We start from the raw sequence: 12,084 nt of genomic DNA, 5'->3' as shown, positions 1-12,084 counted from the left end.
GCAATGGGTCGTCGAATTGCAATATCGGCATTTGCCGAGATAAAACCTACCAAAATAAACCTGTCCCTTTTTGGCAGGTTAGATGGTGAACTCGGCGAAGTTGCGGTCGCCGCCTGCGGTGCCGGTGTTGTCTGTTGCGGCTGTCGGCGCCAGCGCGTCGCCACCGACGCTTTGCAGCAACTCGGCTACGCTAGCATAGGGGTTCTGACACAGGATATCGAGCAACTCGATAAAGTCACGAATGACTTCACGCGGCGTCAGGTGCGTATCGGCTCCCACGCGACCGAACTCAATCTTGAGGAAGTCCACCAGGTCGTTCTCGGTAAGCGTGGGCGTCCAGCCAAAGTAGCCAGCATGGATCTGCATGAGTTTTTCGATGAGCACCAGCAGCTCCTCATAGGTGAGTGGCTGCAGGCGGATGATGGGCGCGAGCATGTCCTTAAGGTCCTCGCGTGCAAAGCGGCCCTGGGCGAGTCGGCTGCGTAGGGCCTCGTAGGAAAACACGCCGCGGCGGCGGTCCTCGATGGAGGTCGGCGTGCCACCCATGATCATGCCCAGGTACTGCGCCTTGCCCTGAAGTGTGTCGTTGTACATGGTCAGGATTTTCTCGTAGTTGTACTGGCGCGTGATGGCGTTGGGAATCTTATACAGATTCACGAGCTCGTCAATGAGCACCAGCATGCCTTTGTAGCCGCTGCAAACCAAAAAACGCGCGATGAGCTTGACGTAGTCGTACCAGTCGTCATCGCTGATGATGGTTGAGGAGCCCAGCTCGGCGCGAGCCTCGCTCTTGGTGCGGTATTCGCCGCGGATCCATTTGGTCACGCGGCTCATGGCCTCTTCGTCGCCCTCGGATACGGCCGCGCGATAGCGGCGAAGCATGCGGGTGAAGTCGAAGCCGTGGACCATCTCCTCGAGCGGGGCTAGTTGGGCATTGACGACCGACTCGTCGACGTCGGCACACGAGGCGACCCAACGATCCAGGATAAGGTTGAGCGCACCGCCCTCGGGGCGCGTTTTAGTCGATATATTGCGGATGAGCTCGCGGTAGGTGGCAAGGCCCTGTCCCTGACCGCCCTGGAGACGGCGCTCAGGGGATAGATCGGCATCGGCGACGACGAACCCCTCGCCCATGGCGTGCGTGCGGATGGTTTGGAGTAAAAAGCTCTTGCCGGCGCCGTAGCGACCGACCAGAAAGCGGAAGCTCGCGCCACCGTCGGCGATGAGGCTCAGATCGGTGAGCAGGGCGCGGATCTCGACCTCGCGTCCTACGGTGATGTAGGGAAGGCCGATGCGCGGGACCACGCCGCCCTTGAGCGAGTTGAGAATGACGGCGGCGACGCGCTTGGGCACGCGGGGTGCTGCGGATGCGGTATCACTCATGGTCTAGGTATCCTCTCACGTCTGCTTCGTAGTCCTCAATAATCTGCGGTCCTGCCGCGCTAAATTCAATTACGGTGTCGCCCACCAGATCAAAGAGCGCCTCGTTGATGGTATCGACGAGCATGTCCTCGCTCTGCTCCGATTGCGCTACCGCCGATTCCGCCTGTACTGCATTGTGCTCGAGCAGCGCGCGGAGATAGGCGTCTGCAGCAGGCGCGAGTTCGTTCGTGGCGTCAACGGGCGCAGCAGCTGTAAACGCGGGCGTCGGCACAAGAAGCGGCGCCACAACACCAAACTGTTCGGTGGAAATGGTTGGCTCGTCGGCCTCGTCCTGCCGAATGGGTGCCGCGACCGCCTCGACCGTCGCGTCTGCCACGGGCTCGGCTTTCGACCGTTCGGAGCCTGCCGTATCGACCTCTGCGATCATTCCGTCCTCGCGCTCCTCGTCGATCAAAAGCGCCTCGCGCGTTTGCGCGGCGGCGCTCCGAATGTGCCCCAGCTGACTCAGATCGATATCGATCTTGACGGGCTGGTGTGCGGCGTCCCACGAAAGCCATGCCACAATCTCGTCATCGATAATCTTGGCCAGATATTTGGGGACCTTTTCTTCCTTAAGGGGATGGGCGGGGTCAAGCGCCAGGCGCAGGCGTTGGTCGCAGGCGCGCATCATTTCACCGAGCTTGCTGCTCTTTTGCCTACTACCGTGGATACGCATGCATTCCCAAAAGCCGTTTTGGCAACGGTAGATATGGATAGGATCTAGGCGATATTCGCAGTCCTCGTGGCGCTCGGGCGCAAAGAATACGGCCGAGGCAAACATGGTGTAGGGCATGGCCGTCTCCTCCCCAAATAAACTCGCCACGATGCCGGTCTTTCGGTGCGTGTCATAGTAGCGCACCATGCGGACATACACGGCGCACGCCACGTGGCGCAGATCGCGGTGGTGGCTGCGGTCGAGCCGCGAGTTACTTAGGTTATACGTGGAGAGGGCATTGATAGCGGCCATGAGTCGCTCCTCGCGCACCTCATCGGGCGGAAGGGGGAGCGTGGGCTCGGAGGTTTTGCGACGCTTGGGGGGCTGGCCGGATGGTGCCGGTGCTGGTACAAGGTCTCGTGCCGCGCGCCGCAGCTCGATAAGGGCGTTATCGAACATGACGGTTTTAGAGTCACGAAGCAGCTTGGGGTCGAGCCTGTGGAACACGGCGTAGTCCTGCAGCCACACGCGCGCAAACCGGTCGATGCCGGGCTCGAAGGCGCGATAGACATCCCAAAAAGCCTTGATCTTGTTAAAACCATCGAGCGGGTCATCTACGCCAATGCCGCAAATCAACTCATAGAGATACAGAAAGGCAAACGAGGTCGATGTCTCCTCAATATTCCCGCGGCGCACTTGGGCACGCCAGGTAAAGTAGCCGCGCAGCTGCCGGTCGCTCATGGCGTTGTAGGTGGGAAAGTACGACTTAAAGGTGCCGTTGTAGGGACAGTCGTCCTCAAAGTCGGCCATCAGCAGGCCTTGGCGGTAGAAAAGCTCGGCTTCCGAAAGCCAACGGCCCGCCCCGCCCTTTGGGTCTTCTTGCCAACGCGATATCTCACGCATCTTGCGGTATTGGTCGGGGAGGAAGTTCTGCATCTGTCGGCCGGTCTTGAGAATCGGCTCGTCTGCGTAGATTTCGTTTGAGAAGCGGGCGGACTGATGGGTCCGGGCCTCGGCCATAATGCGCTCGATGAGCATCTTGATGTCCTGGTCGGCCACCGCTCCTCCTCTCGAACGCAGCTACGGTGACCTCATATCATAGCACAGCATCAAACAGATGTTCGAGATACCGCTGCGTAGATAGATTTAGAACAGGAGGGCGTAGATGACGGCGATGATGACGGAGGGAAGCATATTGGCAGTGCGGAAGGTCTGAGGACGGATGAGGTTGACGCCGACGCAGAAGATGAGCATGGAGCCTACGAGCGAAAGGCTGTCGAGGGCTGCCGTGGTCATGATGGGGGAGAGTGCACCGGCAAACAGCGTGATCGTCCCCTGGAACACGGCGACGGGCAGGGCGGAAAAGATGCAGCCGCGGCCAAGTGAGGCCGTCATGGTGCAGACGATGATGCAGTCCAGTGCGCCTTTGAGGGCAAGCGTTGACCAGTCGCCGAGCAGGCCGTCCTGGATCGATCCCACAATGGCCATGGCGCCGATACACACGGTGAGTGAAGTCGAGACAAAAGCGTTGGTGAACTCGTTATCGCCCTCGCTGCCGGTTTTGCGCTTGAGCCATTCGCCAAGGTTCTCAATGGCGGCCTCCAAGTTGACGGCCTCGCCGATGAGCGAGCCGAGGGCGAACGAGACAATGAGCATGGTGGTACCAGTGGTCGCCAGCGCCTTCCCATCGATAAGGAGCATCTTTTGCATGGTGCCGCCAAGGCCGATAAACAGGACGCACAGCCCCGACGCTTTCATGAGCGTGTCTTGGATACGCGGTGTGATAAAGCGACCGCCCGCTAATCCCAAAAGACCGCCCGCAACTAAAAGGACAACGTTGATGATTGTTCCCAAGCCCGGCATGAGCCCTCCTGTATTGATGCCAACGTGGCAATCGTAGCAGAATGGAATGCGAGGCACATCGCGACTCATCTAATACGTTATATAAGTGGTATTAGGAATGATGCGCAGTATTTAAGCCTCAGGTGGTTGTCGGGACATAGGGATAGTAGTCAAAGCGCAGTGTCATAAGCCGCTGTGGGGATTCAATAGCCGCGGCGATGATATTGGCATCGCGGGCACGATCAAACCCTTCGAGTTCGATCTGATACGAGACGTCTTGCATAATGTCCAGACGTCGCCAGGCTAGGAGTGTGTCGCCATCGAATTCCAAGGTCTTGCCTCCGTCTGGGGCAACGGCGTATAGGCGCAGTTTAGCGGTGGTTGCAGGGTCGACAACCGTGACCTTTTTAATTTCGTTTCGAGTATTCTTGGCGCCCAACAAGGTGAGCAGTGTTGGGGCCACGACCTCGCCCGATGGCAAAAAGACGACTTCGATGGATTCAGGAAATGCGATGATGGCCGACTTGCGGACGGGCTGATTGGCGGCGGCAACTTCGATGTTCGCAGCGTCGATGACCTCCGTGTGGTCGAGCGCGGCAAGCACGCAGCAGTTACCTTCATCGATCTCTTGAGGATCAGCAAGCCCCAGACTGTCCGCGAGCTCGGGATCGTTTTGATCGGTAGCGGGCTCATTCGGTGCTTCGAAAGAAGCTGGGACGCTGTTTGTCGGCGACGGCGTGTCGCCCGCACCCGCTTCCTTGTCCGCGCTCTCTTCTTGTATGGTTGCGTTGATGGGTTCGTCGTTTGAGGAGAGCGTCTTGGCGTCAAGCGCGGAGGGGAGAATTCCGATGGCTCCGGATCCGTTCCACTCCATTTCGAGAAGCGCCGGGTCGGCAAGAATGCGTTGCCTGCTTTGCGCGTGGGCATCGATTTCAATAGGGCCTGCTTCTATCCCTCGTGTAAGGCTGAGTGATCCGGCTGGCTTCTCGAAATGAGCATCTGTGTCTTTGGTGCTGACGGCGTAGAACAGCAGGGACGCTTCTCCCGCCGCGATGGCATCGGTGCCGGCTTTGGTCAGCCGCAACGATGCCGTGAATGAGAGGGTGGGCTGCGTGTCGTCTGCATTCGCGGCGGCGCAGCCCAGACATATACCGCCTCCTTTCTCGAAAAACGCACCGTCGAAGGCGACCTTCGCTCCGTTCGCCGAGTCATCGACCGAAGCGATGTCGATGCGCAGCTCTAAATTGCATGGATCGCCATCTGCATCGAGCACAACCGAGCGCCACGTGCAGACGGCGCACCCCGCCTGGGAGCCGTTTGCCTTGTTCGAACGATTGATATCCACGACTATCGAGCCGTCCGTATTACGGCGAAGGCATCCCGAGGTTGAGATTGCAGCCTGTGCGAACGAAAAACGCTTGCACGCAATGGCGCTCGACGGATTTGGTGCGGAGCTTAGGGCTGCCGGTAAGAAGTCCGCCATGACGGGAGTCGCCCAGGCGGCGACAGGCGTTCCGGTTGCGAGCGCGCCGCAGAGTGCGACGACGGGCAAAAGGTTCTTCGATGCCATGGGGTCTCCTTAGCTAATTTAGTGCGGCCTGTCCGTGTTTTGTTTCTGGCTGCGTTTGATGTGCAGACCGAGGCCGGCGGTCCCCGCGCCTGCTGCTGTGGCGCCTGCTGCCAAGAGCCATCGTCTGTCGCCTGTCTGCGCCAACGGTTCCTCGCGGTCGCCACGGTCGAGCTCCGAGAGGTCGACCGTCACTTGCGTGGCGGCCTGTGCCTGTTCTTGCTGGGCAAAGGCCATGGCTGGCTCAAATGCTAGGATGCTGACGGCGGCGGCCAGGGCGACGGCCTTATGCCGTGTGCGCACCGGGCTCGACCGTCCAGGTGATCGTTGCAACCTGATCGCCTTCGCCGGTTACGCGGAAGATGTCGCGCGTGACGCGGGCGACGTTTCCGCTTGTCTTGAGCTTAATTTTGTCCGTGCCACCGGCAATGCCCTGGTAACCCATGTCGAAGGCTGCATTCTTGGAAAGATCGAGGCCCGTCTCCTGCATTGCGGTGCTAGCGTTCTGGAGTGCGCCGTCGGGGCCGACCTTAAAGTCGATGGAGTTCTGCGCGGTTCCGGCCTTGGCGTCGGCGGCAATGGTCCAGGTGTTCATGGCGTCGATCTTCATGTTGGTGACATGGATGCCGTAGGCCGAATGATTGTCGATGGTGGTCGCGTCTTCTGAGGGGCCCTGAAGCGTGCCGTCGGGCTTGGCGACGAAGGGAATAACCGTCGGAACTTTGAACTCAACGTTGTCGATCTCGGTCCTGACCATTACCTTCGTGGTTCCAACGCGCCCGGCTGCCATAGCTGGCGTCGGGGCGGCGCCCATTGCGAGCGCGAGCGCGAGCCCTGCGCCCACGACGAGCGCTCTGGCTCCGTTCATGTTCCTGGTGATGTCCATGGTCGTTCCTTTCTATTCGCCGCGGGCCGTCCCCGCGATGATTGGACAAATGCCGGTGAATTGCGTGCGGTGCCGCGTCGGCCGGAAAGCTAGTTCTCGGCTTGCTCAACCCGTACCTTGACACGTGTCGGATTGCCGTGGCTGTCGAGGGTCTTTGCATCGAGTGCCTGGATCTCGATGTATGCTTCGCCTTCTTTGATGTTGCCGGCGGGGCATGTCTCGATTGTCTTGCCGGTCTCGACCACACCGGATTCGTACATGGTCTCGTCGTTTTGGATGACGCGGAATCGCTGGGGAAATTTATTGTCTTGGACGTTTTGCACGTTGATGCGCAGCTTGCCGTTCTCCTGCAGCTGAGCGACCGGCGCGACCGAGATCGTCATCATGTTGTCGCGGACGATGGCATCGAGCTCATCTTGGATTTCTTGGCGCGATTTACCCTCTGCCGTCGTGACTGAGGCACCCGCTTCGGGCACGGGTTGCGACTGCCAAGCGTATAGCCCTACGGCGATGAGGGCGCAGACGATAGCCAGGCAGACAACGACGAGTTTCTTGCGACGTCCCAGTCCTGCGAGGCGGGGCGGCTTCTTCGCACTCATGCGGCATCCTTGGTGGTGTAGACACGTGCGAATGTGGACGGGTCCGCTCCAAAGAGCATGTGAAGCATCAGGCGGCGCGAGTAGATGAGCTCGTCGAAGTCGTGAGGGAGCTCGATGTCGTGGATACGCGCGATGTGGTGGGCGAGCGCCGAGAACGACTCGGGGTCGCAGATAACATCGGTGGTGACATGGTAGACCGCCGTATCGGGGAACGCCTCTTCGTCGAAAGGCAGGAGATAGGGATCGTCGTCGACCTCGATGGCGACGCCGTACTGGGGCCAGTAATATGCCATGGGAACCTCCCTGCTCTTGGGCCAAAACTTCTATCGGTTTTGGCTGTCGACGCCGACCCTATCAGTCGCAACTTGACCAATTTCTGACCAAATGCTTGACGGATTGGTGTCTCCGCAGGTAAAAGGCAGCAAAAATTACTTCAACTTTTTTCGAGCGACAATCGAGCGATCGGCGACGGCGTGGCCATATGTGTTAAAAGCATCGTCTGTCGAGGAAGACTTGCCGTTCGCCGAATTGCACGAACGTAAAAAACGCCAATTATGGAGACGGTCTCGAACACGTCGACGAAACGATGCGGTAACATCTCCCTGCAAACACTGTAGTTAGCTAAAGGGGGAGTTCGCGTGTCTGCAACCATCAAACTCTTCACCGACGAGTTCGAAGAGTATGGCCGCGATGAGTCTCGCACATCGGGCGAGGCCTCAAGCATCTCGTTTCCGACAACGGAGAACGAGGTCCGCGCCATTTTGAAAAAGCTCCATGCCGAGCGTGTCCCGGTGACGGTTCAGGGCGCCCGGACCGGTCTTGCCGCCGGCGCTGTGCCTCATGGCGGTCACATTCTCAATACTTCCCGCATGAATCGCTACTTGTGCCTTCGCCGCGATGAACAAGGCCGCTTTCTGCTGCGCGTGGAGCCGGGCGTTGTGCTTTCGGAACTGCGCAAGCAGCTGGGCAAGAAGGTACTGCCGGCCGATGGCTGGGACCAGGCATCGCTTAAGGCCTACGATGAGTTTCAAGAGGCCCGCGAGCAGTTCTTTCCCACCGATCCCACCGAGGCATCTGCCTGTCTGGGCGGCATGGCGGCATGCAACGCCTCCGGCGCCCGCAGCTACGCTTACGGCCCCATGCGCCCGCATATCACGGGACTCCACGTCGCGCTGGCTGATGGCGATTTGCTTGAGCTTCAGCGCGGCGAGGCTTTTGCCCAGGGCCGCCACCTGTCGCTCGTGACGGCAGAGGGCCACACACTCGAGCTCGATCTTCCTGGCTACACCATGCCCAAGACCAAAAATGCCTCGGGTTATTTTGTTGCGGACGATATGGACGCCATCGACCTCTTTATCGGCGCTTGCGGCACGCTCGGCGTTATCACCGAGCTCGAGATTGCCCTGCAAGCGGCACCTGCGGTCGTTTGGGGTGTGAGCTGCTTTTTCGATAGCGAAGACAAGGCCGTGTCCTTTACCGATTCCGTGCGCCCTGTCCTGTCCCATGCGGTTGCCATCGAGTACTTCGATGCTAGCGCCCTGGATATCCTGCGTCGCCAGCGCGAGCAGTCGACGGCGTTTGCCTCGCTGCCGGTGCTCGACAAAGAGGCCAAGGTCTGTGTCTACGTGGAGCTCGACTGCGATGACGAGGCCCAGGCGACCGAGGAGCTGTACCACCTGGGGTGGGTGCTGGAGCTTGCGGGCGGCCGCGACGATGCGACATGGGTCGCGCGCACCGAGGTTGATCGCGAGTGCCAGCGGTTCTTCCGCCATGCGGTCCCCGAGAGCGTCAACATGCTTATCGACGAGCGCCGCCGCATGGATCCTACCATCACCAAGCTGGGCTCGGACATGTCGGTGCCCAATGCACACTTGGCCGATGTCATCGCCCTTTATCGTCGCACGTTGGCCGAAAGTGGGCTTGAATCTGCCGCCTGGGGTCACATCGGTAACAACCATCTGCATGTGAACATCCTGCCGCGCGATGCGCAAGACTACCGTCGCGGTGGAGAACTCTTTGCCCAGTGGGCTTCCGAGGTCACGGCCATGGGCGGTGCTGTTTCTGCCGAGCACGGCGTCGGCAAGATCAAGGCGGGCTTCTTGGAGACGATGTACGGCCACGAGGCCATGGTCGAGTCGGCGCGTCTCAAACTCCAGCTCGATCCTGCCGGCCAGCTGGGTCGCGGCAACCTGTTTGCGGAGAAGTTCTTGGATGGACTCGTCCAGAAGGGGGGCGCGTGAAGATGAGTGATTTCCATATGGTGGTGTGCGTCAAGGCGGTGCCCGGAAGCACCGAGGTCAAGATGGACCCCAAAACCAATACTATCGTGCGTGATGGCAAGCAGGCGGTCATTAACCCGTTCGATGCAAGCGCTCTGGAATGCGCGCTGGCGCTGAAGGACGACTTTATCGGCTTTGGCATGGACGTGCGTGTGACGGTGGTGTCGATGGGCATCCCCGCGACCGAATCGCTGCTGCGCGACTGCATCGCCCGCGGTGCCGACGACGCGCTGCTGCTGACCGACCAAGCCTTTGCGGGTGCCGATACCCTAGCCACCACCTATGCCCTCAAATGCGGTATCGAGGCACTCGATGAGGACTTTGACCTGCTCATCTGCGGCAAGATGGCAGTGGACGGCGATACGGCCCAGATCGGCCCCGAGCTGGCCGGCGCCTTTGAGATCCCCTGCGTGACCGACGTGAGCTGTGTGCAGAGCGCGGGATTTACGACGTGTGGCTCGCTGGCGCTCGTCCACGGCTGCGATGCCGGCGAGGAGACGGTGTACCTGGAGATGCCGTGTGCGATGACGACCGCCAAGGAGATTGGCCAGCTGCGCATGCCGAGTATTGCCGGCATTCGCGCGGCCGAGGATGCAGACGTGCGCGTGGCTAGCGCTGCCGACGTAAACGCCGATCCCTCGCGTTGCGGCCTTGCCGGATCACCGACGCAGGTCGTGCGTTCGTTTGTGCCCGACCGTGACCAAACGTGCGAGGCCGTTGAGGGAACGGCGTCCGAGCAGGCGGTAAAACTTGCCAAGATTATCGAGGAGATGGCATAGATGAGCGGACTGATAATCGATAGCGAGGCCTGCGTTGGCTGTGGCCGCTGCGTTCGCGCCTGCGCCTCGGGTGGCATTGTGGTGGAGGGCGAGCGCCCCAACCGTTGCGCCCGCGTAACCGACGGCTGCATCCTGTGCGGCGGGTGCGTCGACGCCTGCCCTGTCAGCGCTATCTCGATTGAGCGCGACGAGGCCGCTGGCGCGGTGGACCTTGATGCATATCGAGACATTTGGGTCTTCGTGCAGACTGACGAGCACGACGCCGTGGCTCCTGTGGCCTACGAGCTCATGGGTAAGGGCCGCGAGCTTGCCGATGCTCGCGGCTGCCGTCTGGTCGCACTGGTCGGTATGGGCCCCGAGGGTTCTCTCGGTGACCTGGAGCATCTGGTTTACGCCGGTGCAGACGAGGTCCTGGTCTGTCGCGACGAGCGTCTGCGCCAGAACGACGCAGAGGTTTACGCCCGCCTGATCTGCGATTTGGTGGCAGAGCGCAAGCCCGAGGCCATTCTGTACGGTGCGACCGCCTTTGGCCGCGAACTGGCACCCGGCGTTGCCGTGCGTTTGCAGACGGGCCTTACGGCCGACTGCACCGTGCTTTCGATGGATGCGGAGACGGGCTTGCTGCAGCAGACGCGCCCGGCGTTTGGCGGCAACTTGATGGCCACCATCATTTGCCCCAACCACCGTCCGCAGATGGCAACGGTGCGCCCCGGCATCTTTAAGGCTCCCGACTTCGACTACGGCCGTTCCGGCACGATTGCCCAGGTGATGCTTGCGGAGGACGTTAAGGCCCGTGTCGAGATCTCGATTCCCGCCGAGGAGTGGGGACAGCAGGCCTCAATTGCCGATGCCGAGCGTCTGGTCGTGGTGGGCCGCGGCATTGGCTCCAAGAAAAACCTACCGCTGATGCGAAAGCTTGCCGAGGCTCTGGGTGCCGAGCTTGGCTGCACGCGCCCCGTGGTGGAGGCCGGCTGGCTGGAGTATCGCCATCAAATTGGCCAGACGGGTGTATCGGTCTCGCCCAAGCTCCTCGTGAGCATCGGTGTCTCGGGTGCTATCCAGCATCTCGCCGGCATCGGTGGGGCGGAGTGCATTATCGCCATCAATGAGGACCCGGATGCCCCCATCTTTGGCGCCGCCCAGTACAAGGTTGTTGGAAACGCCGTCGAGGTCGTTGAGGAGTTGCTGGCTCAGCTCGAGTGCTAAGCGCTTGCCAGCCAGCGGCGCAGCTCGTCCTTAAGGCGGCTCCAGGTTGCCTGCGTGGTGGGGTCGATAAAGGGTCGCGTAATGCCAAAGGGCGCGTCGAGCAGGCGATAGATATCGCCTTGCTCGCGCGCCAGCGCACGGCTTGTCGGATAGACGAGCTCAAACATAAAGCAGATGAGTCCCACCAGGTAGTCTGCGGGCTCGTTGCGTTCATCGCGTGCGACGCAGCGGTGCTCGTCAAAGGCGGCAAGCGTCGGTGCCGAGAAGCGACTGGCTACAAACGCGTCCTCATCCACTTTGAGGATAGTGTCGACGGTGCTGTCGGCGATGGTGCGCATAATGTCGATCTTGTCGCCATCGCGCACGATATCGCAGAAGCTCCGCGTGCGCTCGTCGAGCTGCGCGGGTAGACGGAAATCACTGTGATAGGCAATGCTCGCTCGGATGAGCTCATCTTCTGCCGGGTCATCGATAAAGTCGCGGATGCTCGTTACGGCGGGTGCATCGGCGGGATTCTCGCCAAAGAGGACCTCGATGCCCAGCGCTGCATGGCTCATGCTCTCGGCGTCCTTAAAGGTGTCCCAGCGCCGCAGCTGTTCAAAACGACCCATATCGTGCAGCAGTCCGCACAGCCACGCCAGGTCAATGTCCTGCGGTGACCAACCCTGTTTACGTGCCACGGCATCGCATGCCTCGGCAACATGGTACGTATGCTCGATTTTGAGTGCGATACGTGGATTGGCGGCATCGTAGGCATCGGTATAGGTCTTAAAGGCCGCAGCTGCCCGCACACGATCGATAGCTGTCATAATGACTTCCTAAAAAGTTGTGTCTTTCTGTATCTTTCGA

Annotated in this window: 12 protein-coding genes; 3 read left to right on the top strand and 9 right to left on the bottom strand. The window is 60.4% G+C overall.

The annotated features are described in order from the left end of the window. Positions 1–78: 78 nt before the first annotated feature. The 8 genes from DW029_RS07775 to DW029_RS07740 form a co-directional block, all read right to left on the bottom strand. A complete protein-coding gene (locus DW029_RS07775; protein WP_117743407.1) occupies positions 79–1,383 on the bottom strand; it encodes an ATP-binding protein in 1,305 nt (434 codons plus the stop codon). Further along, positions 1,376–3,136 (bottom strand): TerB N-terminal domain-containing protein, encoded by a 1,761-nt coding sequence (locus DW029_RS07770; RefSeq protein ID WP_233543840.1) that lies wholly within the window; start codon positions 3,134–3,136, stop codon positions 1,376–1,378. Before DW029_RS07770 ends, DW029_RS07775 begins: the two co-directional genes overlap by 8 nt. A gap of 87 nt (positions 3,137–3,223) precedes the next feature. Beyond that, positions 3,224–3,940, bottom strand: a complete 717-nt coding sequence (locus tag DW029_RS07765) for a DUF554 domain-containing protein (protein WP_199407129.1) — start codon at positions 3,938–3,940, stop codon at positions 3,224–3,226. Between the two features lie 118 nt (positions 3,941–4,058). Continuing rightward, positions 4,059–5,489, bottom strand: a complete 1,431-nt coding sequence (locus DW029_RS07760) for a hypothetical protein (protein ID WP_117794339.1) — start codon at positions 5,487–5,489, stop codon at positions 4,059–4,061. Between the two features lie 18 nt (positions 5,490–5,507). Then, positions 5,508–5,789, bottom strand: coding sequence for a hypothetical protein (locus DW029_RS07755; RefSeq protein ID WP_117734520.1), 282 nt, complete (start codon positions 5,787–5,789; stop codon positions 5,508–5,510). Continuing rightward, a complete protein-coding gene (locus DW029_RS07750; RefSeq protein ID WP_117734519.1) occupies positions 5,773–6,372 on the bottom strand; it encodes a hypothetical protein in 600 nt (199 codons plus the stop codon). Before DW029_RS07750 ends, DW029_RS07755 begins: the two co-directional genes overlap by 17 nt. Before the next feature lie 89 nt (positions 6,373–6,461). Beyond that, positions 6,462–6,971, bottom strand: a complete 510-nt coding sequence (locus tag DW029_RS07745) for a hypothetical protein (RefSeq protein ID WP_117734518.1) — start codon at positions 6,969–6,971, stop codon at positions 6,462–6,464. Then, on the bottom strand, positions 6,968–7,264 hold the full coding sequence (locus DW029_RS07740) for a hypothetical protein (protein WP_089573322.1): 297 nt from the start codon (positions 7,262–7,264) through the stop codon (positions 6,968–6,970). Before DW029_RS07740 ends, DW029_RS07745 begins: the two co-directional genes overlap by 4 nt. 345 nt (positions 7,265–7,609) lie before the next feature. On the opposite strand from DW029_RS07740, the gene DW029_RS07735 reads away from it, so the two are divergent. From DW029_RS07735 to DW029_RS07725, 3 genes are read left to right on the top strand one after another with little or no spacing between them, the layout of a single operon-like run. Next, positions 7,610–9,211 (top strand): FAD-binding oxidoreductase, encoded by a 1,602-nt coding sequence (locus DW029_RS07735; RefSeq protein WP_233543839.1) that lies wholly within the window; start codon positions 7,610–7,612, stop codon positions 9,209–9,211. A gap of 2 nt (positions 9,212–9,213) precedes the next feature. Beyond that, complete coding sequence (locus tag DW029_RS07730; protein ID WP_117743428.1) at positions 9,214–10,029, top strand: electron transfer flavoprotein subunit beta/FixA family protein; 816 nt, start codon at positions 9,214–9,216, stop codon at positions 10,027–10,029. Continuing rightward, complete coding sequence (locus DW029_RS07725; RefSeq protein WP_117763716.1) at positions 10,030–11,235, top strand: electron transfer flavoprotein subunit alpha; 1,206 nt, start codon at positions 10,030–10,032, stop codon at positions 11,233–11,235. Here the strand turns inward: DW029_RS07725 and DW029_RS07720 are convergent. Next, complete coding sequence (locus DW029_RS07720; RefSeq protein ID WP_117734516.1) at positions 11,232–12,044, bottom strand: HD domain-containing protein; 813 nt, start codon at positions 12,042–12,044, stop codon at positions 11,232–11,234. The genes DW029_RS07725 and DW029_RS07720 overlap by 4 nt on opposite strands. Between the last annotated feature and the right edge of the window lie 40 nt (positions 12,045–12,084).

Source organism: Collinsella sp. AF38-3AC (assembly GCF_003474365.1).
GTDB lineage: Bacteria > Actinomycetota > Coriobacteriia > Coriobacteriales > Coriobacteriaceae > Collinsella.
The sequence above is the reverse complement of the archived record's forward strand: the minus strand, read 5'-3'. Positions and strand labels throughout refer to the sequence as shown.